The following is a 22,488-nucleotide window of genomic DNA, read 5'->3' on the forward strand; positions in this document are numbered from 1 at the left end:
AAACGCCCTACCAGGCACAGTCGCGGCAGGCAACAGTCGCGGCAGGCAACAGCCGCGGCAGGCAACAGCCGACACCACCGCCGCGGCGGGAAGGAGGAGCAGAGGGGGAGGCGGGGGCAGGAAGGGGCCGGGCAGCAGCGAGAGGCGCAGCGGCCAGGGCAAGACGAGGAGGGCAGGTGCGGGGCGCACGCACACAGAGGTGACAGGAAAAGCACGGCCCGGTGGTTGAGCGAGGAGAGCAATGCGGAGCTTACGCCGCTGAGGCCTGGGGGCAAAAGGCACTGCGGTTTACAGTTGCCAACCCACCCACGCATACAAGGCATAGAAGCCACCAAACAACGGCGGAACGCCGGCAACGGTCAAGAGAGCGGAGTTGGGAAACAGCGCAGCAAGTCCACAACTGCGGTCAAGTGCAAAGTGCCGCATCTCTATACCTATATTCCGGGCACAAAGGCAGCCCGGATAACGGAGGGGCAAGAAAGATGTCGTCAAGCTTTTATCAGTTTGGAAAACGGGCGGATTCAGGTTTGTGGGGTACCCGAAAGTTTCTGCATATAACGACACTGAGGCGTAAAACGCAAGAGACAATGGATTGGAGGGGTTGTGGCCCCAAGTGAAGATTTGGATGAAATGAACCCTGTTGAAGCAGGCGAAACCGGCCCTCGGCCCTTGATGATCGGCCGGCGGGCATGGCCGCACGCGGAGCTGGCAGCGGCCATCGTCAATGACAAACTGACTCCCGCAGAGAAGAAGCTCGTGCACGATCACTTCTGGATCTACGGCTTCAAGGTCGTGAAGACCCAACTGCGAACTGGAGAGTTGGTCAAGGCATCTCTGGCCAAGGGGCGTTCCGTCAAGTTCGATTTTGATGACCACCGGCTTCTTCGTGAGTCGGAAGAACATCGAGACGAACTGGCGGCAGAAGTGTTGCTCCTGGCTGTCCCCTTCTTCTTTCAGAACGTGCGCTATTGGAAAGCCGAGAAGGGCGCTGCGCTGACGACCTACTTTATTGGCGCCTGTGTCATGAACTTCTCCACCGCCTACCGGGCTTGGGCAAAGTCTCGGGACCGCCGATGGCTCACGGCATATCAAACGGCCGCCGCCCCGTGGTTGGATCCCAACCGGTCTCTAGCCTTCACTGACCAGGTGGACATGGCACAGACCGTCCAGCAAGTGTTTGCCCTGGCTAAGCCCAAGCAACTGCCGATTCTCGGTCTGCTGTACCAGGGCTATTCCCAAGTGGAAGTAGCCGAGCAGCTCGGGCTCACCGCCAGGGCAGTAGAAGGCCACGTTTATCGGCTCCGCAGGCAGGTTGTCCTTGCTGTGGGCGCGGGCAAAATAACGCCCCCTGCGGGTTTCACTTCTGTTCCCACCCCAGAACAAGCCAAGGGGCCGGTGATGCTATGAGCAAGCATGACCACCCAACAGCGCTTGCGGTCCTTGACCGAGCGCTGGGGAACCAAAAGCGCACGGCCAGACTCCAGACACTCATCATCACGGTCACGTGCTGCTTCGTGGCCGTCGTCGCGCTGCTGGCCGCAATTATTACCCTTTTGGGAGGGCACTTCCTGCTTTCCGTAGGGCTAGGGGCCATCCCTGTAGTACTCGGCACGCTCAAAGTGTGGAAGCACATCAGGCGCAACACTCCAGCCCTCGGTAAGTCGTAAGTTGCGGCCGGGGACCATCCGAATCCGCCAAGAGACTCCAAGGATTCGAATGGATGCCCACGGGCCCGACAACAAGACAAACAAGACTTGCTTTGCTTGCATTGTCGGCCGGCCGGCACCCATGCTGCCCTATCCGAACCCGGGCAGCTCGGGGCTGTATGTGTGCCACCGTGCTTTCTCAGTGCCGATCTGGTCAAGGATTTGCTGCCAGGCGTTATCGACTTCAACTGAAGTCAGGATGCGGTTCGCCTCGTACCAGCCGATGCCGGTGTTCCACTTGCTCAGCTCAATGGCAACAAAACCGGGAGGAACCCGGTCGAGGGTTTCGGGACGGGTCATGACTAGAGCCAGCGTTTCAGCAGAGGTGTAGCTGAGCGGCTCCCCTACGTATTCGCTCAGGGAATCGACGACTGAGGGGGCGTGTTCAGCTTCCAGCCGGGCAGGGATGTAAATCCGGCAAGTGCTGCCATCCTGATCCCAAATAACATGCCCAATACCTCTCACAGTCTTCCGCAACTTCCCTCGACGCGCCGCCCATCGGGCATGAACAACGGTGAAGGTCTTGCAGGCTAAAGAAAGTGGTCCGTCCATGGCAACAAAACTAGTCGCACTCCACCCCGGCTAACCGCCGCCGGAGATTCCAACGACCCACAGAACCACGGAAAGGGAGCGCGACACGGCTAGGGCTCCAACGGATCACGAGCCAACAGCAGCAGTCAGGTTCATCCTCATAAGCCCAGTGCGCCGCACCGCGAACGCGCCGTGTGGGAAGGCTCACCCGAAACGCGCTTGGGGCCGGGTGCGCTCTAAACTCATAGACCAGTTCAAAGACAGGAAAAGGTGTGGGCGCATGCCAATGAAGGATCTCGTTGACGTGGGTCAGTTTGCTCTCAACTGCTTCCTAGCCGTCTTCACCATTAAGTTGTTCCTGCAAGGCCAACGAGACCGCCGGGCACTAGCTGAGGACCGTCGGCGGGATCAAGCGGCAAGAGTTTCTTTGCTTGTTAGCCAACCGCATTTAAAGCTGCCTGGTGCGTCACCAAAAGAAACTATCTGGCGGGCAGAGTGGCCCACCTTGGAAATCTGCAACGACTCAGACACGGCCATCACGAACATAATGGTCTTTCGCCGGGTGAGCCCTTCCCACGTGGGAAAGGAGTCTGAACCCGAGTGGACACTCCTCGAGCTTCTTGACGACCCGATACCTACCCTGATCCCCTACCTTGGGGGTGGACAGGTCGAGGCTGTTCACTGCACTTTTGCTGTTTCCGCTCACGAGCTGGAACTTCATTTCACAGATGGCGCTGGTCTGTCTTGGGTCAAGACAGTGCAGAACGGTCAGCTATGGCCGAAGAGCCTGCCGGCCTCGCGTTGGTGGTCTGTGTGGTATCAGCGCCTCACGCAACTGCCTGCCGTTGGCAAGCTTTTCCATTGGCCGATTAGGTATGCCCTTCGCCGGATAGAGACGACTGCTCCTAGGATTCCTTGGTCAGTTCGGCTGGCTCGTTTTCTATGGGGCCAGGTTCCTGGGCCTACAGGTGAGCCCGATCCTTGGCGCAAGCCTGCATTCTATGATTTTCCGGCCCGCGACTGGCCCTATCAGAGCTTAATTTGGTGGGTTTACTATCAACGGGAGATGCGGGAACAGCGAGTTCAGGACTCTATTTCGTGACCGCAGTTCCAATCACGAATCGCTAGCGCACTGGTGCGAGAGGCCGGCACGCATCCCCTTGGGGGAGGCTGCGTTACCGACCTTCTGCGCCTAACCTACCCGCCGGGCGGCGTAGGCACGGGCTGAGGCACCCAGCCGGGCGATGCATCCCAGCCAGGGGCAAGCGTGTCTGGCCCATGAGGGCGGACCCTGCGGGGAATGGGCTGAGCCATTCCCCGCAGGGTCTCTTGTTATGCCTTCAGGAGTTCAAAGGCTCGGGATTTGAGGTTCACGACGGGGGTGCTGAGCGCCCGCATTGCGCGGGCGGTTTCGAAGCTTGTCGTCCACTTGTTGCGTTGTACGGGGGCGAAGTGGTCGACATACTCGGTGACTGCTTGGTATCCAGCCCACCGGGTTCCGCGGATCGCTTCGTTGGTGTTGGCGTCAGTGAAGAGCCTTTCCAGTTCGGTGGTTCGGTCGGCGTGGCGGCGTTGAGTGGATGCGGGAGCGTCGGCGGCCGGCGCCGGGAAAAGCTTGCCCATGATGGCCATGAAGGCGACGTCGGTCAGGGTTTGCTGAATCATATGTTCAGCTTCGATCAGGAACGCGTCCTGGTACTTGAATGTCAGGCCGAGTGCTTGACGGGCTTGGGCGATGGCTGCTGATGCGCCGCGGGTGTGGCGGACGGAGAAGGTGGACCGCGCTGCTCGGAGGGCTGCGGCCTGTGTGTTGGCACATACGACTCGAACGGGGGTGACGAGGAACCGGAAAGCGGAACTGCCGTCGTGGCTGTTGAGGGCAGCCAGGTAGAGGTCAACGCTGTCGACCCCGCCGATGTTCATGTGCTGAGGCATCTTCATGGTTACGAAGACTTCCCGGCCGCCTTTGAGGGATCCGGCGGTCTCGAAGTGGGCTCCGGATTCGTCCACCAGAGCGTTGAGCAGGTCAGTGTGCTCCTCGTTCTGAATGGGCTGGTACCTCTTGCCCACGACCCCGAGAACGTCGGGGGTTCCGCTTACGGGGTTGGTTCGGACGGTAGCGAACTGGTCGGGAACGGTGAGGGTGGTGACGCCTTCTGCGGAGAGCATCGGTTCAGTGCGAAGTGCGACTTTGCGGACGTTCCATTTGGTGAGCAGCGCCAGATCCAATGCCTCCTGGGCGTTCATCGCGTTCTCGGTGACTGTGCCGAGGCGGTGCCATGCGTCCTGACGAGCGGAGACGAAGGCTGCGGTGCCGTTCTGGAAGATTTCGATGTCGTGAGCCATGGTGTTTCCCCTTGTTAATTTGTTGATCTGACATAAACATATTAGACATGGTTTTTGATCGGCGTCAACAGCGTTGCGATACTTCTGTCGAGCCATCCTCTTTCGCACCGCACTCCAGTGGCGTACCGCACCCTAGCGCGATACGTTTAGGCCCCTTCCCGGCTGTCTTTCAGTGAGAGGATGTCGCGGATCTGGTGTGAGTTGAGTCGGCGATGTTCCAGCAGCTCGCTGGCCAGGTTCTCGTATTGGAATTGGTGATCGTGAAGAATGGACCAGGCCTTTTCGCGAGCGGCATTTATGAGGGCACTGGGGTCTAGTTCGCCTTCGTAGCCTTCCGGCTTGATTCCGTTGGAAATGATCCTGTACACGCCCTGATCCGCCGATCGAAGGTCTCCGTGCGAGCCAGAGTTACCTCGCCCTTCCGCTTGATCCGCCAGGTTCCCGGCGAGAGAAATAACTAATGAAATCCAGTAGAAGTTGTGCTGCTTGGACGCCATTTCTGGGTACGACCATCTGGCGTGTCCGACCTCTTCCACGCCGTAGACTTCCACCCGCATGGGAACAGCCCCCAAGGCATGAGCCGCCACGGTATGGGCTGCTTCGTGGCGGGCGATACCAACAAGGGTCAGCGGAGGCAGATCCAGAACGGCATCGTCCGCCCTTGCCAGGATGGCGTCCAAAGACTCACCCGGGAAACTCTTTGCTATCGCATATTCCGCGATACTCCTGCCATGCTTCTTGGCGACGGCCCTGAACTCTGCCTGCATGGGGCCCATCGAACGGGGCTCAAGTGAGGATCCCATGACGACCATTCCTGCGCTGGCAGGATTAACAGTCATAACCCTTCGGAGCCCCATGACGCGCCGTCTTCTGCGCATGGCATACCTGGCAAGCAGGACGATGGCGAAAACGAATCCAGCAGCCTTCACGGTCTCCATAGGATTCCGCTGGTAGGCATCCGCAAGCGCGTCCAGGAGAACTGCGGCCGCCCGATACCCAGCCTCGAACCAAAGGAACAGGCTAACCATCGAAACGATGGATACGGGGATCACTATCCGGAGAAAGGCTATGCCCGTCTCCCGGACTTCACCGGCCGACTCTTGGCGCGCCTCTATCGCGCCGGCTTTGAGTTCTCCAAGAAACCATTCATTCCCCTTTCATAGACACGCAGCTCTCGCCTACGCCGCGTGAACGACGGCCACGCCACTCCTCGATCCGCTTCCCCATGCAGCCGGCGAGCGCCATGGAGTTGGGTTGCTTCCTGCGTTCGGGTTTTTTGTGGGTGCCATCTCTGGTAGGTGATCTTCCTGGGCGTTCTCCAAGAGGGTCTTTTGGTGGTTGTGGAGTCCTGCCATTGGAGAAGCGCCGCAGTCGCCACCTACTTCAGTCGTGGTGCTCATGCAGATGTAATCGCAAGGTTGTTGACATTGGCTGCGAGTGCATAATATGTTTATGTGACATTAACAAAAGGGGAGGCTGAGGATGACCAAAACACTTAGCACCGAAGAGCTCGAGATTCTACTCGGTCACGCACAGGAAGAGGTCGCCGCTATGGAGGCCATCAAGGCAAGCAATGCCGCAGCGGCTTACTACGCCATCGAGTGCACCATCCAGCACTTTATCGACGCAGCCTAGGCATCGCATCCCTACCCTGTTCCCTGCTAAAAGATCTGAAAGGACCCTGACCATGACCCTCATAGAAGCCACCGCCCCGGAATTCGGGCACCTGATCCAGGACGCCGTCGTGCTCAATCTCGTCAGAGACCAGGGGCAATGGGTGCTGGATCCCTCCATGGCTGACGGTGAGCCCTTAGAGAGCGCCCTCGGCGAGGCTCGAAGGATCACTGCCGATTGCTCGTGCACCAACACGGAGGAACACGAGTTGGTTGAACAACTCCGCGAGGGGTCCGAATTGCAACTGCCCTCCAGTGAACTCCTGCTCATCGCACTTGCGGAGGCGTTGGGGTACGAGCTTCGAAAGGTGGACTGATATGGCCACGCAACTGACTTCCACACGGGTCAGGGGTGAAACCGGCGCAGGCCCGGCCCGCGAACACATCGCTGTCCTCGTGGCCGAACAGCATGCTTCATTGCGCTCCATAGCGCGCGCTGCGGGAGTCTCCTTCTCAGCCATTCGCCAGATACATGCAGGGCAGCAGAGCCGGGTCTCCAGATACTGCGAACAGCTCATTCTCGACACAACGCCTGAGAAGATCGTCTGCGCTTCAACAGGCCGCAACTTCGTTCCCAAAACAGGCACGACACGCAGGCTGGAAGCACTACAGAGCATCGGGTGGCCGCTGACAAAGATCAGCGAAATCTCAGGTGTAAACGCCGAAGAGATCAGCAGCGGCTCTGGCCCTTGGGTGCAGGCCAGCCACGCTGCAGCCATACGCGAAACCTACGCGCGCATCTCAGACCACCCCGGCCCCTCAAGCAGGACCTCGATCCGCGCCAATAAGGCCGACTATCTCGGCCCTATCCACTGGGACGACGACACCATTGAAGACGCGACGTACGACCCGCTGAAACCCCCGGCCCGCCAAAGCAAGGCCGAAGCCATCGTGGAGGACGTCACCTTCTTGGTCCTCACCGGAAACAACCCCGACGAGATCTCCGCACGATTGGGACGTCCTTGGGGAACCATCTCCCGACGCCTCTACCGCTACGGACGCAACGACCTCGTCTCCGAAGCCCACCTGGCCAGCTGACAACAGACACCCCGCCCGATGCAGTAGACGTTAGTGAGGACGCGCTCCTCAACGATCCCCTGGAGGACTTCAAATCACGGGCGTTCAATGTCTTCGGACTGCTCATAGACGCAAGCAACGATGCTTCAGCTGAGGCGGCTCTGCCGGATGAAGTATGAGCGCCCAGGATCATGCCGCGCCTGTGATGTGCCGAGAGCCGTCCAACCTGACGAGAACATCGCTCTCTGCCCTCGCCACTGGAACGCTCAGAGTCAGATGGCCGGGTTGCAATCCCCCTGGAAAGCCCACCTACTCCTGCTACCCAAAGCCCAAAGGTCGAATCCAGCGACCCTGGGCCCAGCTACCGCCAGACCACCCCGTGAAAGGAACCATGCCGTGAGCTCCATCCCGGTTACTCCCGTAGTCCCGCTGCGGACGTTCAAGCGCCACCTTCCCGGATACATCCGTGCAGCCAAGGCCGGCAACAACGTATTCATCGGCTCAAGCACGCCGGAAGTGCAGCTGGTCCGGGCATCCTCCCAAACCCGTCAGGACTCCCAAGGAATCTCTGTCCCCTCTGCTCTTCTTGCCGAGCTGATCGCAACAGGGGCAGAAGCCGCTGCCTCCAGAGTCGCCGAAGCCCAATGCGCAGAAACGGACATCAACGCCCCACTCACACAGGGACTGGGCGACGTCGTGGCAAACTTCCTCTCCACCGAGACCGGAACAATATGGGCCGGCCTGTACGTCCGGTCATTCAGTGTCGCGCTGCACAAATTCGAATGCGCCACAGCTCTGCCTCTCATCAGCCTCTCAGCGCTCCTCTCGCACCTGGCGCTTCGTCTTGAACACGATAAGACCGTCCCCACTGAACGCTGGCAGGCCCTCCAGGAACACATTTCGGTGATGCAAGCACCAACCAGCAGGTAACGCTATGAGCGTTCTGACAACGACCCGATCAACCGCTGTTCACAGACCAGCCACGCGACGACGACTCTTCCGCCATGACGATCTCGTTGCAGTAGATCTCTTCTCTGGCTTCGGAGGCCTGACCAAAGGCATCGAGATGGCCGGCTTCACGACGATCATGGCCGCGAACCACAACGCCTACAAAGTCGAAGTCCACGAAGCCAACCACCCCCAAGCCGAACACTGGATCGCGGATCTGATCAACCCGGAGTCCGCCGACTACCACTCTGCCCGTGATCTCCCCGCAGCTGACCTCCTGGTAGCCGGCGTCTCATGCGTCAACCATTCCCAAGCCAACACTCAGAAGGCCTACGCCCAAGGCCTTTCCCTGTTCGACCTCGACGATCCTGAATTTGATGAACGCGTCACCCGTTCAGAACGCGACAGAGCAACAGCCAACTGCGTTCTCCACTACGCATCGCAGCGTAAGCCCCGCATGATCCTCGTAGAATGCACCACGGAGCTCACCTCCTGGGGCCCGGCAATCCGAGGCAAGCAAAAGATCGGAGACGGCTCCACCTACCGGTGGTGGCTCAAACAATTCGATCAGATCGGTTACCGCCACCGCGTCCTCTACCTGAACTCCATGTTCTTCGGCGTCCCGCAGTCCCGCGACAGGCTCTACATCGCGTTCTGGGATAAGCGCATGGATGCCCCAGACCTGGAGCACCGCCCAGAGTCCTGGTGCGGCCGGTGTTCGACAGTTGTTCAGGCTCTCTGGACGTGGAAGACCGGGGTCCCGCCGTCGGGATCGGTCCGCTACGGCAAGCAGTACAACTACCGTTGCCCGTCCTGCCGCAACGAAGTCATTCCGTCCTTCGCTCCATCCCTGCAGACACTGGACCTTAGCGACCTTGGAACCCGGATCGGGGACCGGAAACGGCCGCTTGCCGCCTCCACGATGGCCAGGGCCGAACGGTGCCGGCAGCGGTTTGGTGAGTTCCCTGCAGTGCTCATGCCCGCAAAGGCTGTGCACGGCTCCGAGCGGCACCCCTGGCAGCCAATGTCTACCCAGACAAGCCAGCAGGAAACCGGGCTACTCTCCACCGGTGCGCTCATCGCGGCAGCAGGCAACACGTACGAACACCCTGGATCCACATGCCGCACCCGTGACCTTTCCCAGCCGCTGCCCTCACAGACAGCTACCAACAGCCAAGGGGTCCTCACTCCGCCGCTCGCACTGGCAGTGGACAACTTCCAAGGCGCAGCCCGCGGCGCGAACGAAGCACTGCCCACCCAAGGTGGCTCCGAAACGATGGCTGTCATCAGCAGCGGAGTGCTTCCCTACCGCAAGAACACCACACCAACCACTCACGCCGAATCGATGCCCACGGTCACAGCAGAACAGATCCCAGGACTGCTCACCGCTGCAGGAACCATAAAAAACAACGGATCCACCGGCGACGTGACTTCACCGCGGGCCGCCACCAACCCCCTCGGGACCCTGACCTCACGTGACACCACTGCCGTTGTCTCCGCTGAATGGCGCGCTGCCTTGGATCAGCTCACTATCGAAGACTGCTACTTCCGGATGATGCGCGAATACGAGATCGGCCGCGGATGCGGATTCGACGTAGATTTCGCCGACTACAAAGGCACCTTCAAAGTGTGGGGATCAGCCCGCGACCAGGTTGACGGTTTCGGCAACGCCGTGTCCCCACAGGTCGGAGAATGGATCGGCACGCGCCTCCGATCAGCCCTACACGGCAAGGCAGCAGCGTGACTACCAAGCAGGCCAGCACGTCTGCGACGGTACGGGCTCCCTGTCGATGCCTCCAAAGGTTCAGGCGTCCTCTAGCTCTCCACTGACAGCCAACATCGAGCGGTCTTGTAGTTCGAGGTTTGGTACCGCGATGTCCGGCTGCAAGCCCCAGTCCACCGGTTCGGAGGGGGCGCTAATATCTCCGAGCGGTATACCTCGGACCAGCCGTTCCCCCTGCGGTACGAAGGTCACCACACGGCCCGCAGCTGTTCCGGCAGCAAAAGCCTTCAGGATTTCCTCGGCATCACGCGCCACGACGTGCGGATGGAAGAGTCCAGTCGGCCCCAGATCAAATTTGCTGCCCTGGATCTCGACGGGGAAAGTCTGAAGCGGCATGAACACGGCATGCCCTTCAAGTAAGTTCTGCTCCGCCTCTTCTAAGCCATCCTCCGCTACCTTCATCGTCAAGGAAATCTGGGGTGGCATCCAAGTGGACTTTCCCTCCGACAGAAGTCTCGCCACACGGATCATCACTCGCTCAAGGGGAGACAAACTCGATGGGACAAAGAAACTCGCCCCGAGTCTTTGCTCTAGGACGCCAAGGTCCTCAATCAGCAGCCGTGTTGAGGCGTCAATCAGGCCCAAGGGGCCATCCTCTGCGGTCTCAACCTGTGCAATCTGCTGACCCTCAAAGAGGATCCTAAAATTCGATGCCTGCTCGAAGTTTTCAATAAGACGCAAGCTATCAAGTGCGTCCTTTACTGTGGCTTTCTCCACCGTGGCGCTCATGACGGTGTTGCCCGACGAGGTTAGGTCGTAGGGAATTTCGGCATCCAACTCGAAAATGCCGTAGAAAATCGCTGTGAACGCTTTGCCCTTCGGACCCCTGCTACTAGCAGTCAGCAAGCCCTGATGAGTGGTCTGAGAGAAGCCCCTTTCATCCAGGAAGTCGAGAGTTACTCGCACCTGCTCATCATTGGGCAGCGGCTCGGGACCCCGGAACTCCACCCGTTCAATCTCACCCTTCGGTGTGAACCACTCCGGTCCGATCGAAGCAAAGTCCTTGATTGCCGACCCAGGAATACTTACTCGACGCCGTACCCCGAAGTCCAGAACCCCTTGAAGGCTATCCGCCAATTTCCGGTTCTCACCCGTCAGATTGAACCGGAAGCCCAACGGTTCCATCTCCGCTGCCCTGGGATCCTTCGCTCGAATGACCTGAGTAACACCATGCTCTGAAACACTCAGATCTACTGCCCAGAAGGCACTGCGGCTGGATGCCAGATCGTGCAGATTCGTCAAGCGTTCATGAAGGTCATCGGGGCCTGCGAGCGCAGCTTTTTCTTGATGGAATTTGGCCAGTGTTTCCACGAGAGAGTCTCTTGTTGCCCATTCAAGCAAATCCCTGTGCGGTGCTAGTTCGCTGTCTAGACGGGCAATCCCCCACATTGTGGGGGTTACGTTTTTCCCCTTGCCCAGGCCGGTGATGTATTTGCTTTCGCGGACGGTGGGGTTCCCTGGAAAGACAAGTGTCCACCTGGGTGGTTGGTGATTGGTCCAGGCGGTGTCGAAAGAGTCCTTGATCTGTGGCCGCCTGGTTTCCCTGAAGCCGCCTGAAAAGCCCTCAGGGAAGTGCTTGAGCTGGAAAATACGGTCGATCCTTCCGTTCACGTAAACGGCTACATCGATCCCGCCATCGCCCCCGCGGCCGTCGATGACCTCAGCAGTGGAGTGCGGTGGCTTGTGAAAGAGGCGCATCAGCAAAGCCTCAACGATTCGGTTAAAACGTTCCTCGCCGATGTGCTTCCACTCAATGATATTTTCGGCCATGCTACCCTCTTGCATTCTCGTACCCGTGCCCCAGCAGGCGGGACCTCAATCGTAAGACCAGGCAGAGGCAAGCACGGCGTCGTCAATCAGGGCCGAGTACTCGGGTAAGTGAGCGGCATCGTTCTGGCGCTAAGGTGGAGCGGCATCGAGTCTCGGCCGCACGAAGGGCATCACCTATGGATTTCTTTTCCTCCGACGTCAGGCTTGGGACGGAAAGGCGAGATCCCCCGGCCTCGCCATCAAACTAAGCTTCCGCGATTCAGCCAACTGCAGGTTGCACCGTGCTGGGACGGCACCCTAACCAGACAGGGATAGCGGCTGCGACGAAGCAAGGGCAACCTCGTCCGCGGCGTAAAGACCGGCACACCCGCATTCCAGGCGCTGGCAGACTCGATGCCGTAGACTGGGCCACAAAGGCGCCCCGCCTGGCTCTTGGCTGTTGATCTGACAATCGTGGTCTTCCTAACGGGGTGCCTTTTGTTGCATCAGTAACCCCAGGGCTTTTGGCTTTTGATCTTCAAGGTCATCCCGTTAATCGTGTCATTGAACCGGCCGTTAGTGGGTTCAGATGAGTCCCAGACCCATGCTTGCCTGTCAGCATTGGCACGGAACTCACGTTCCCAGATAAGTTCGCCTTCCCTTGTCCATGAAGTATCGCGACTCCAGTACATTCCCTGACTTGGCTCGTGCCACCCTCGTGGATCTTCTAGGCTGACAAGCAGACCGAGCCGGTACTCGGTCCTGCGGAACTCTTCCCAATACTCTTGGGCGCCAACTATGGCTTGAAGGGGGTCCAACAAGTCTTTTTCAAGAAGGGCGCTGGGAGCGTACAAATATTTTGCGCCCTTCCAACGAGGAAACTCACGGACGACTGATGCGTCCAGTACCGCGTACGTGTCAAGGATGATGTACGCCGGGAGGGGCTCCTCGTGGACGTACTGGTCCTTCCATTTCGGTTCCCTGCAGATTCGCAAGAAGACGTCCTCGTGGCGGGCGGCCACGGCTGCCATTGCGGCGGCTCGGAAGACGAGCAAGGCAGGGTAATGGCCAAGATTGACCCAGTGCTCATGGTGCTGTCCACTGACCTGCCCGCGGGCGCGGAGGAGCTGCCCGACAACCCAGACCCACAAGTCAGTGTGCAGCTTGTCCCGATCAAGCATGACTCCCGTAGCGACCAGCTTGATAAGCGTTTGTGATACAGCCAAGAGGCGCATGCACTCGGCTTCAAAGTCCCGAGGCCCATCTATCTCCTCAGATCCATCGGCGGGGACAATAACCTGCGAGCGCGCTGCCAGGAGGTTCTCGATGGTGGTGATTTCATCTTCCAACATGTCGCGAAGTTCGATGTGCTTTTCGCGGTAGGGAAGGAGCTTTTTGAGCCGTGCGATGGCCATGGCTTCTGTGAGAGGAGGGCTGGCCAGTGTTTCGAGGGACTCCAGGCGTGAGAGGAGGTCGGGGAAGAAATCGTCCGCGGAAACTCCTTCGAGGACAATGGCGTCGTGCCGTTGGGCGAGTTCCTGGGCTGTTTCACGGAGTTTGCTGTATGCCGTCCAGAAGATGGGGTACCGGCGGCTTCGTCGGCCTTTGAGGGATTCGACGAGGGCTTTGTCCCATTCCCCGGACCACCCGTTGATGATGAGCCCGTATTCGTCGAACACTTGGTCGATGAGCTGTTGCAGGCTTTCTCCGTAGCTGCTCAGCTCGGCCAGCGTATTGCGTTGTTCCAGGCTTTTGTAGTCGCCGTGGATCTTCACAATGGTGCATGCGGAATGAACGAGCGGCTTCATTCCTTGGACTGAAGTTTCGGAGTCTACGACTTGGGGCACGATGCCGACGGCGGCGAGCGCTTGTTCCAGTAGTCGGTCGAAGTTTGTGGTGATGATGACCCGCACAAGGCCCTTTTGCACGAGCTGGGCGATCGCCGCGTGTGCTGGGCCGGGGACCTTTCTATTGTCTTCTCGCTCTTCGTCTGTTGGCTCGAAAAATTCGCTGAGCAGGGCGCTGCGGGCCGCCGGGTTAGGGGCTAGCTGTTCGAGAAGGTTGGAGTATCCAAGTTCCTTTCCATCTCCATGTTCTGCCCACCATGCTTCGGCGTCGTCGTTGTCGCCTAGTGGATGGGTGGAGGCCGCGGCCGCTTGCCGGATCAGGAGTTTTATGACGTCGTAGCCCGTTGGCATGCCTGTCCCGGTGGACGTCCCTGAACCGATCAGTAGGGCGTATACACCTGGTTGGGCGTACATGGAGGTGGCGAGGCTGATTCTGCTGTCCAGGGCTCTTGAGGTCATACGAACACTGTAGGCAGTTCTGCCTGCTGCTTCCGGCGGAGGCGCGGGCGATTGCCCGTTCGGTCGATATCGCTAGAGTGTTGACCCTTAGGAGCAAAAGCCCTAGTTTGTTAATGTCAGATCAACAAACAAAGGCGGGTTCCATGTCTTCCCTTTCCCTTACACATACCTCCGCTGATGGCACCCTGCTCAAAGGGACTTCTCATGGTGACGGCTCTGCGCGCATCCTCCGACACCTTGGGTGGCGGTGGACCCGTCAGGCTCAGTGCTGGTACATCCCCGCCAGTCGGGGCCGGATCCTCAACAGAACCTCATCCGCACTACGATCGGACGCCTCGAACCCCTGGGTTTGGCGATGACCGCCCACCTTGACGCAGACGATCAGGCTATTTGCCGGACCCGCCGCGCTCCAGACCAACGGTAGTCATGTGCAGACTCACCCCTCTTCAACCTCCCCAGCGGAGGCCCAACTCGGCAGGGAAGTAACCACCACGCCGCGGCATCCCGGACTCCCCAAAGAGACAGTCTCTTCCGGAGATGCGGTCAAGCACGACGGCCAATGGCTCAAAGATCCTGCGAACCAACAAAAAGGGAATGTCCCATGGCCTGCTGCGTCGTAAAGACGCGACCATACTGGGCGTCAACTCCCGCACCATCCAGTCCCCAAAGACCTGAGGGTCGGCGCTCGCGCAGGCTTCAAGCGAGGCGGAAGCAAAACCAAACGTTATTGACACTTTTTCAGCCGCCGCCATAGGGTTGCCCCCGTCGGATCAGCGAACAGGAGTCCGCGGGCGTGACCGCAGAGAGGAACAGGAGAACGCTCCATGACCACCCCCGAAACCCCTGCAACCCTTGTCGAACTCGCTGCGGCAGGAGCCGCCTACAGGGAAGCCAAGGAGAAGCTGAAGTCCCTGCGTTCGCAACGCGCGACGCTGGTTGCCCAGGGATTCACGAAGAAGCTCCCGGCGACCGAGCTAGCCGGCCACGCCGGCTTATCACGCCAAAGGCTGTACCTGGTTCGGGATCTCGGCCTGGCAGAGCTCAAAAAAACCGACGTTCAGATGGATCTGCCACCTCAGAAACTACTGGAATCGCTGATGGACGTCATTTCCCAGCTACCAGCGGCCGTCAGGGAGACCGATACGGCACTGCGGGAAGTAGAACGCCTACTTGTCCAGGCGGCAGAAAGCGGAACGACTCCAGTGAAAGACTTGGCTCGCCTCGCGGAAATCACCCCCGAACAAACCAGGAAAATCCGGATCAAGGCCGGGATCGCGCCCCGCCGCTACGCTTCGTCTGCATGACGCCGTGAGGATATAGGCGGCCGGCCAGGTGCCCCCAGGCGCGTCTTTTCCCGTTCCAAGCTATATTTCCGAACTTCATCGGCCTTCCAAAGCTTCTCAGTGACAACAGCAGCGGGAAACGCTTTGTCTCTGGACATCGTTACCCGCGTCGATTCGATGCTGGCCAGGCCTAGAATCTGCCTGACACCCTCCGTGTTGACCAGCCCCTTCACACTCGACGGCCCCAAGCCGGCCGAATGGATTTTCTTCGTCAATGAGGTGATGCTCTCCACAAGCTCGGCATCCTCGCAGGCATCCAGATCCGTGACATCAAAGTGCTCGGCAATCACTGCGGCCAGGTCATCATTGCGCTTGCTCATCGAAATCGCCTTTGCCTTGAAGTTGGACGGTCTTTCATGGAATCGGCGCCACACAAATCCCGACTTTTGTTGACACGACACTAACAAATGCAGGACGACAAATACACCGCCAATCACTCGCGCTGCGAGACGGAACCTCAAGTTCCAGTCTCCCAACGGCCAACATGGCAGGGTTACCTAAGACGATGCCGAATACAGGATGCCCACTCCTATGCAGCTGACCTAGTGTTCCAGCACCTTCCCCCACTCAAGCTTTTGCCGCGTTCGTCTGGCCATAGAGCCAGTCGTTGTACTGAAAGTCGTTGTCCTTACGGCTCTTGAACAGCAGGTTCCGCAGGGTCCGGGCGAGGCCGGAGACGTGCCAGGATTCGCCCCAGACTCGGGCGGTGCGTTGGATACGGGCAGTCCTGGCGGCGCGGACTGAGTTGAACGTTGCGATCGCTTCATCCCATCCTGCCGGGTTGACGCCGTCGGCTCTGAAGACCGTTTCAACAGTGACGTCCTGCAAGACGGCTGCATCCTCGAGCGCCTGGCAAGCACCCTGCGCAAGGTACTGGAGCATGGGGTGGGCGGCGTCGCCCATGAGAACCATGCGGCCCGCCACCCAGTTTTCAATTGGGTCGCGGTCGTACATTGGCCAACGAATGCCGGTGGCAAGGTTGGCCAGGGCCGCCTGAACTGCCGGAATGCAGTCCTTGTACGCGGCCTGCAGCTCGTCCACTCCTCCATACTGCTCCTCACCGCGCTCGAAGGACGGCGACTGGAAAACGGCCACAGTGTTCAGCAGCTCACCTTTGCGCAGCGGGTACTGCACCAGGTGACAGTCCGGGCCGAGGTACACCACTACATCTTCGAGGTCGGCTGAAGGGGTTTCCGAGGTGATGGGAACGGTACCGCGGTACGCGACGTAGGCGGAAGAAACGGGCTCATCCGAGGCCACCAACGGGCGAAGCGTGGACTTTAGCCCATCGGCACCGATCACCACATCCGCTTCATAGTCCACGCCTGCTTCTGTGTGTACTACTGCCCGGCCGTCCACGGTTTCCACGCTCTCCACCATGACGTCGTTGATCATCCTGACACCCGCAGCCTCGCATCCTTCAAGGAGAACGCGGTGCAGGTCGCTGCGGTGAATGACCACGTAAGGCGCGCCGTAGCGTTCCTCGAACTCACCGTGAAGCGATTGCCGCGTTAGCTCCTCACCGGTGATGGCGTCACGGAACACCAGGTGCTTGGGCCGCACGCCGATCTCCAGCGCCTTTTCCAGCAAGCCCCAGCGCTTCAGTACCCGTGAGGCATTCGGAGCCATCTGCAGGCCGGCGCCTACCTCACCGAACTCGGGCGCCCGTTCTACCAGCGTGACGTTGGCCCCGTTTTCCCGGAGGGCCAAGGCTCCGGCAAGGCCGGCCATGCCCCCTCCCACAACGAGGACATCAGTGGAATTGGTGTACTCAGACATTTCTTGCTCCTGGGGAAATTCGAGGTGATTTTGAGTCCGATAGCGGGCAACAGGACCCGCTGTAATGTTGGTTGTTGGGCCCCAGACACGAAGAAGTTGGAACGACCCAGCCCTACCGGCAGGACGCCTTGATTCCCGGTCTGACGACAAAGTCATAGTGCGGCGCGCCTAACACCCTCCACTGTCCTGCCATCGCAGGGCGCGTGACCATAAAATTCTGTTATGCAGAACAAGCAGGGTTCCCCCTACACGCGTAACCAAGTGCAGAAACGGCCTACGTATTCCATCGAGGCGGTGGACAATGCGTTGCAGCTCCTCCAGCTCCTCCGTGATGGGGGGGCTCTCCGCCTCAAGGACGCAGCTGGGGAACTGGGGGTTGCTCCTTCCACGGCGCACCGGCTTCTGGCGATGCTGGTGTACCGGGGCTTCGCAGTGCAGGACGAGAACCGCCGCTACGTTCCAGGGCCTGCGATGGGGGTTGGTCCGGCGGGACTGGGCTGGACCAGGCTCCTGAGGGATGTGGCCCAGCCACACATGGAGCTCCTGTCTTCGCGGCTTGACGAGACGGTCAACTTGATGGTCCGTGTGGGCACGAAAGTTCGTTTCCTCGCCACAGTGGAGGGCAGCAACGTCCTGCGCATTGGCGACAGGCAGGGCACGGTGATGCCTGCCGACAAAACTTCCGGCGGCAAGGTGATGTTGGCGGAACTGGAACCGGCCATGATCGAGCAACTGTTCCGCAGCCAGAATGCGGAAATCGGTGGCGACACAATCCCCGATGCCGAGTATCCGGCGTTTTTGCGCGAGCTGGACAGCATCCGGGCCAACGGCTTCGCGGCCAACTTTGAGGGCACGGAGGAAGGCGTCAGCGCCCTCGGCATGGCACTCCATAACCGGCACGGGCAGGTGGTCGGCGCGTTGAGCGTCGCCACGCCTGCCACCCGGTTCCGCAAAGTGTTCGACGCCGGACTGGTCACCGCGCTGCACGAGACCTGCCGGCAGTTGGAAATAGACATCGCCGCAAACCCGGCCGACGCAGATTAGGGGGTCTTTTAGACAATTCTGTAGGACAGAATGTGCTCGGACTCCCAGTCTGGTAGCCCTAGGGTCGAACTACACAAGAGAATTAACCGGACCCTATCCAGGAGGCCCTCGTGTCCATCAGCGCCGAGAACACGACCCATGAATCCGTGGCCGCCAGCCACGCTTTGCCGGAGCCGACTCCGGAGGAAGCTGCCCAGCTGGAGCAGCTCTACAAGGACTTCGAGACGGAGAACTTGATCCCGTTGTGGACGGAGATCGGTGACCTTATGCCGATGGTTCCCACCCCGAAGGCTGTCCCACACGTGTGGCGCTGGAACGACTTGTATCCCTTGGCCGCCCGTGCCGGGGATCTGGTTCCGGTGGGCCGGGGCGGCGAGCGGCGGGCCATAGCCCTCGCAAACCCCGGTCTTGCCGGCACCCCCTACGCGACGCCTACGCTGTGGGCCGCGATCCAGTACTTGGGCGCCCACGAAACCGCCCCTGAGCACCGTCACAGCCAGAACGCGTTCCGATTCGTGGTGGAGGGCGAGGGCGTGTGGACTGTGGTGAACGGAGACCCGGTGGCCATGCGACGCGGCGACTTCCTGCTCACCCCGGGCTGGAACTTCCACGGCCATCACAACGACACCGACCAGCCCATGGCCTGGATCGACGGCCTGGACATCCCGTTCGTGCACTACGCAGACGCAGGCTTTTTCGAGTTCGGCACCGAACGCGTCACCGACGAAGCCACCCCGGACATCTCCCGCTCCGAACGGCTCTGGGCCCACCCCGGCCTGCGCCCTCTCTCCGGGTTGCAGGACACCACCAACTCCCCCATCGCCGCCTACCGCTGGGAACACACCGACGCCGCCCTGCGTGAACAACTGCTCCTCGAGGACGAGGGCCACCCGGCCACGGTGTCCCAGGGCCACGCCGCTGTCCGGTACTCGAACCCGACCACCGGCGGGGACGTCATGCCCACCATCCGGGCCGAGTTCCACCGGCTCCGCGCGGGCGCCACCACTGAACCGCTCCGCGAGGTGGGATCCAGCGTGTGGCAGGTCTTCGAGGGCACCGGCGCGGTGGTGATCAACGGCGAATCCAAGCAGTTGGCCAAGGGCGACCTGTTCGTGGTCCCGTCCTGGCAGGAATGGTCCCTCCACGCGGATGCGGAACAGCCGGGGTTTGATCTGTTCCGCTTTAGCGACGCCCCCATCTTTGAACGACTGAACTTCAACCGCAGCTACACCGAAGGACGCAAGTAATGAGACTCCTCACCCTCCGCACCGAAACCGCCACCGGCACCGGCAAGGACACCGTAGCCGTCCGCCAGGACGGCGAGACCCTCACCGAGATCCCCGGCTTCGCTGACGTCGGCGCGCTGCTGGCCGACCCCGCCTGGGAACAAAAGGCTAAGGCTGCCAACGGCGCAACGCACGCCCTCGACGGCGCCGACCTCGCCGCCGTCGTGCCCGCACCGGGAAAGATCATCTGCGTCGGCCATAACTACCGCAACCACATCAAAGAAATGGGCCGGGACATCCCCGAATACCCCACCCTGTTCGCCAAGTACCAGGAATCGCTGATCGGCCCGAACGATGACCTCGCCCTGCCGCAGGAATCAGACACCGTGGACTGGGAAGCCGAACTCGCCGTGATCATCGGCAAGAAGGGCCGCCGCATCGCCGAAGCCGACGCCGCGGACCACATCGCCGGCTACGCGGTCCTGAACGACGTCTCCATGCGCGACTACCAGTTCCGCACCATCCAGTGGCTGCAAGGCAAGACCTGGGAGAACTCCACCCCGTTCGGGCCGGCTCTGGTCACGAAAGACGAATTCACCGCCGGCCCGCTCATGACCTCCGCCGTGGACGGGGAAATCCAGCAGTCCACCCCCACCGGCGACCTCGTCTTCACCCCCGAATTCCTGGTCTCCTACATCTCCACAATCATCACCCTGAACCCGGGCGACGTGATCGCGACCGGCACCCCCGGCGGTGTGGGCCACGCCCAGGACCCCAAGCGGTACCTGCAGGAAGGCCAGCTCCTGGTCACCACCATCGAGGGCCTGGGCCAGCTGAACAACCGCGTGGTCAAGGAAGCCTGATGGTCGCCCAACACGACCTCGCCACCGATCCGCGCCTGCAGGAAGACCTCCTGCAGGCCCGGAGGGGCACCGCTTTTTTCGCCCGCAAACTGACCGAACTCACCGATGCAGAGCTCGACGGCGGCACCCGACTCCCGAACTGGACCCGCCGCCACGTTGTGGCGCACGTGGGATACAACGCCCGAGCCATCGCCCGCCTGGTGGAATGGGCAGCCACAGGAGTGGAAACCCCCATGTATCCCTCCCCCGAGGTGCGAAACCACGAGATCGAGTTCGGAGCCACATTGTCCCCGACTGCGCTGCGGAACCTGTTCGATCATTCCGCCGTGCACCTGTCCGTGGAATGGCGCGACCTGCCCGATGCGAACTGGGCCAACGAAGTCCGAACCGCCCAAGGCCGCACCGTCCCGGCGACGGAAACCGTGTGGATGCGCACCCGTGAAGTGTGGGTCCATGCCGTGGATCTGGACAACGGGGCGAGTTTCAATGACATCCCCTCCACAGTCCTGGAACGGCTCCTCGGTGACATCACCGGGGCTTGGAAAACCCGAGGCACGGACGCCGGGCTCCTCATCAAAGTCACCGGCGGAAAAGACGTCGCCGACTTGACGTTCGGCGACACCAGCGCCACCAACCCGTCGGTCGTCACCGGGACCCTGCCCGCCGTCGTCGAGTGGGCAACCGGCCGGGGCACCAACAGCGTCACAGCAGACGGACCCGGCACGAACTGGACTACGCCGGCCGCGCCGAGCTGGATCTGAGCAACATGAAGTCCTCGGGCAAATCGCCCAGGGTGGCCAGGGACCTGAAACTTGTATCCCAGAGGCGACGGACCTGACCAGCCCTGCGCGGTATGCCTGTCCCGTCAAAGAAGCTGTCTGCCTGCTAAGCAGGAGGGCGGCTTCTTCGCTAGCTGTTCACGGTGATGAGCCCCTTGCCGGCGATTTTGCGCCCGTTCTCTAGGCCGGCAATGAAATCAACTGCTGAGGAGAAGGGGATTGTCTCCCCGATCGACGGTTGGATGTGACCATCGGCGGCAGCTTTCGCGGCGGCAGTGAGGATTTGGGTGGTAGGTGTGCAGAAAAAGATCCTGTGTCGGCGAAACAGGGCCGAGTGGAAGAACTTGGCAGGGGTGGCATTGATGTCCAGGAAAGTGCCGGATTTATTCAGCATTTTCATGGCTATATTTGTAGGAAGGAAACCAGAGGTGTCGAAAACAACATCAAACATGCCTCGAAGATCTGGCTGCCGGGACAGGTCGTTCTGCGTATAGTCAAAGACTGGGTCGACGCCCATTTCCCGGGCCCTTTCCAGCCCAGTCGTTCCCGTGCTTCCCGCTACGGTCGCGCCAAGCATGAGGGCAACCTGGACGGCTGCTTCGCCGACACCGCCAGTAGCTCCAGCGACAAAGACGCGCTGGCCGGGGCGAACATTAGCGCGCTCGACGAGTCCTATCCAGGCCATGACGGCGCTCGTCGGAAGCGCCGCGGCCTGCTCGAAGGAGAGCTCGGCTGGTTTTGCTGCGAGATGGGATTCCAAGGTTAGGACGGCTTCAGCAAAGGCTCCGCTTTCTTTCAAACGGGCGATGCCAAAGACCTCATCGCCAGGTTTGAAGTTGGTGACGCCTCCACCGACTGCGCTTACGATTCCGGAGAAGTCCGAGCCCATTGCCCGAGGAAAGGTGCGCCCGGTCATCATTTTCAGTTGGCCTTGCCGCAGCTTCCAGTCAATCGGGTTTACTGACGTAGCCCTTACCGAAACTGCTACCTCGAACTCGGCCGGTTCAGGAAGTCTGAAGGCCTCAAAACGCATCGCTTCGGGGCCGCCATAATTGTGGTATTGAATTCTATGCATGTCATTCTCTCCTGAGGGGTGGCTGGTATAACCAAGCCGAAGGGCGGGCCTGTAGAAACCACGGATGGATATGGTCGTTAATTCAACCTAGGCTCAGATACCTGACACTGAGCGTCAGGTATCTGCAGGAATCTGGTTATTGATCAGATCGAGCTGCTCCCTAACTCATCGCCTAGGAGCACTGCCACCAGAGGTAGCTGCGTGGCGTCCCATGCAACTACTGCGACGAAGGAGGGCATGCTCGTCATCCATGAATTGCTCCCAAGACCGCACTCTTTGACCTCCCATGAGTTACCTTTTGCCGCTTCGATCGGACAGCG

20 protein-coding genes are annotated in these 22,488 nt (G+C 60.2%); 12 read left to right on the plus strand and 8 right to left on the minus strand.

Annotation, left to right across the window (positions count from 1 at the left end):
• Positions 1–630: 630 nt before the first annotated feature.
• Together KCX59_RS22140 and KCX59_RS22145 are read left to right on the plus strand one after the other, a co-directional pair.
• Entirely contained in the window at positions 631–1,407 is a 777-nt protein-coding gene (locus tag KCX59_RS22140; protein ID WP_179016879.1) for a helix-turn-helix transcriptional regulator, read from the plus strand.
• Positions 1,404–1,667: a hypothetical protein gene (locus KCX59_RS22145; protein WP_179016881.1), complete on the plus strand. Its 264-nt coding sequence runs from the start codon at positions 1,404–1,406 to the stop codon at positions 1,665–1,667. The genes KCX59_RS22140 and KCX59_RS22145 overlap by 4 nt, the downstream gene beginning before the upstream one ends.
• A 129-nt stretch (positions 1,668–1,796) precedes the next feature.
• Here the strand turns inward: KCX59_RS22145 and KCX59_RS22150 are convergent, their stop codons facing one another.
• From KCX59_RS22150 to KCX59_RS22160, 3 genes are all read right to left on the minus strand, one after another.
• Complete coding sequence (locus KCX59_RS22150; RefSeq protein WP_179016883.1) at positions 1,797–2,258, minus strand: hypothetical protein; 462 nt, start codon at positions 2,256–2,258, stop codon at positions 1,797–1,799.
• Between the two features lie 1,311 nt (positions 2,259–3,569).
• Positions 3,570–4,583 carry a DUF932 domain-containing protein gene (locus KCX59_RS22155; protein WP_179016885.1) on the minus strand — a complete coding sequence of 338 codons (1,014 nt, stop codon included), beginning with the start codon at positions 4,581–4,583 and terminating at the stop codon, positions 3,570–3,572.
• 146 nt (positions 4,584–4,729) lie between these two features.
• The gene (locus KCX59_RS22160) at positions 4,730–5,635 is read right to left on the minus strand and encodes a hypothetical protein (RefSeq protein WP_179016887.1); all 906 of its coding nucleotides are present in this window, start codon (positions 5,633–5,635) and stop codon (positions 4,730–4,732) included.
• 430 nt (positions 5,636–6,065) lie between these two features.
• Between KCX59_RS22160 and KCX59_RS22165 the strand changes: the two genes are divergently transcribed.
• From KCX59_RS22165 to KCX59_RS22185, 5 genes are all read left to right on the plus strand, one after another.
• On the plus strand, positions 6,066–6,218 hold the full coding sequence (locus KCX59_RS22165) for a hypothetical protein (RefSeq protein WP_179012648.1): 153 nt from the start codon (positions 6,066–6,068) through the stop codon (positions 6,216–6,218).
• Positions 6,219–6,270: 52 nt separating this feature from the next.
• Positions 6,271–6,573, plus strand: coding sequence for a hypothetical protein (locus tag KCX59_RS22170; RefSeq protein ID WP_179012647.1), 303 nt, complete (start codon positions 6,271–6,273; stop codon positions 6,571–6,573).
• Between the two features lies 1 nt (position 6,574).
• The gene (locus tag KCX59_RS22175) at positions 6,575–7,294 is read left to right on the plus strand and encodes a hypothetical protein (protein ID WP_179012646.1); all 720 of its coding nucleotides are present in this window, start codon (positions 6,575–6,577) and stop codon (positions 7,292–7,294) included.
• Between the two features lie 375 nt (positions 7,295–7,669).
• Positions 7,670–8,203 carry a hypothetical protein gene (locus tag KCX59_RS22180; RefSeq protein ID WP_179016889.1) on the plus strand — a complete coding sequence of 178 codons (534 nt, stop codon included), beginning with the start codon at positions 7,670–7,672 and terminating at the stop codon, positions 8,201–8,203.
• A gap of 4 nt (positions 8,204–8,207) precedes the next feature.
• On the plus strand, positions 8,208–9,965 hold the full coding sequence (locus KCX59_RS22185; RefSeq protein WP_179016891.1) for a DNA cytosine methyltransferase: 1,758 nt from the start codon (positions 8,208–8,210) through the stop codon (positions 9,963–9,965).
• A 60-nt stretch (positions 9,966–10,025) separates the two neighbouring features.
• Here the strand turns inward: KCX59_RS22185 and KCX59_RS22190 are convergent, their stop codons facing one another.
• Both KCX59_RS22190 and KCX59_RS22195 read right to left on the minus strand, forming a co-directional pair.
• Positions 10,026–11,774 carry a hypothetical protein gene (locus KCX59_RS22190; RefSeq protein ID WP_179016893.1) on the minus strand — a complete coding sequence of 583 codons (1,749 nt, stop codon included), beginning with the start codon at positions 11,772–11,774 and terminating at the stop codon, positions 10,026–10,028.
• A 485-nt stretch (positions 11,775–12,259) separates the two neighbouring features.
• Positions 12,260–14,059: an SIR2 family protein gene (locus KCX59_RS22195; protein ID WP_179012642.1), complete on the minus strand. Its 1,800-nt coding sequence runs from the start codon at positions 14,057–14,059 to the stop codon at positions 12,260–12,262.
• Positions 14,060–14,883: 824 nt separating this feature from the next.
• On the opposite strand from KCX59_RS22195, the gene KCX59_RS22200 reads away from it, so the two are divergent.
• The gene (locus tag KCX59_RS22200; RefSeq protein WP_179012641.1) at positions 14,884–15,363 is read left to right on the plus strand and encodes a hypothetical protein; all 480 of its coding nucleotides are present in this window, start codon (positions 14,884–14,886) and stop codon (positions 15,361–15,363) included.
• Here the strand turns inward: KCX59_RS22200 and KCX59_RS22205 are convergent.
• Together KCX59_RS22205 and KCX59_RS22210 are read right to left on the minus strand one after the other, a co-directional pair.
• The gene (locus KCX59_RS22205) at positions 15,345–15,722 is read right to left on the minus strand and encodes a hypothetical protein (RefSeq protein WP_178993200.1); all 378 of its coding nucleotides are present in this window, start codon (positions 15,720–15,722) and stop codon (positions 15,345–15,347) included. The two genes, KCX59_RS22200 and KCX59_RS22205, sit on opposite strands and share 19 nt — an antisense overlap.
• Positions 15,723–15,969: 247 nt before the next feature.
• The gene (locus tag KCX59_RS22210) at positions 15,970–17,181 is read right to left on the minus strand and encodes an FAD-dependent oxidoreductase (RefSeq protein ID WP_179016895.1); all 1,212 of its coding nucleotides are present in this window, start codon (positions 17,179–17,181) and stop codon (positions 15,970–15,972) included.
• 222 nt (positions 17,182–17,403) lie between these two features.
• On the opposite strand from KCX59_RS22210, the gene KCX59_RS22215 reads away from it, so the two are divergent.
• The 4 genes from KCX59_RS22215 (at position 17,404) to KCX59_RS22230 (ending at position 21,075) form a co-directional block, all read left to right on the plus strand.
• On the plus strand, positions 17,404–18,225 hold the full coding sequence (locus KCX59_RS22215) for an IclR family transcriptional regulator (protein WP_178993198.1): 822 nt from the start codon (positions 17,404–17,406) through the stop codon (positions 18,223–18,225).
• A gap of 110 nt (positions 18,226–18,335) precedes the next feature.
• The gene (locus tag KCX59_RS22220; RefSeq protein ID WP_179012639.1) at positions 18,336–19,472 is read left to right on the plus strand and encodes a cupin domain-containing protein; all 1,137 of its coding nucleotides are present in this window, start codon (positions 18,336–18,338) and stop codon (positions 19,470–19,472) included.
• Positions 19,472–20,314: a fumarylacetoacetate hydrolase family protein gene (locus KCX59_RS22225; RefSeq protein WP_179016897.1), complete on the plus strand. Its 843-nt coding sequence runs from the start codon at positions 19,472–19,474 to the stop codon at positions 20,312–20,314. The genes KCX59_RS22220 and KCX59_RS22225 overlap by 1 nt, the downstream gene beginning before the upstream one ends.
• Positions 20,314–21,075 carry a maleylpyruvate isomerase family mycothiol-dependent enzyme gene (locus KCX59_RS22230; RefSeq protein WP_179012637.1) on the plus strand — a complete coding sequence of 254 codons (762 nt, stop codon included), beginning with the start codon at positions 20,314–20,316 and terminating at the stop codon, positions 21,073–21,075. Before KCX59_RS22225 ends, KCX59_RS22230 begins: the two co-directional genes overlap by 1 nt.
• Before the next feature lie 148 nt (positions 21,076–21,223).
• Here KCX59_RS22230 and KCX59_RS22235 read toward each other — a convergent pair whose 3' ends face one another.
• Positions 21,224–22,168 carry an NAD(P)-dependent alcohol dehydrogenase gene (locus KCX59_RS22235; protein ID WP_179016899.1) on the minus strand — a complete coding sequence of 315 codons (945 nt, stop codon included), beginning with the start codon at positions 22,166–22,168 and terminating at the stop codon, positions 21,224–21,226.
• Between the last annotated feature and the right edge of the window lie 320 nt (positions 22,169–22,488).

This window comes from Paenarthrobacter nitroguajacolicus, assembly GCF_051027655.1.
Classification (GTDB): Bacteria; Actinomycetota; Actinomycetes; order Actinomycetales; family Micrococcaceae; genus Arthrobacter; species Arthrobacter nitroguajacolicus.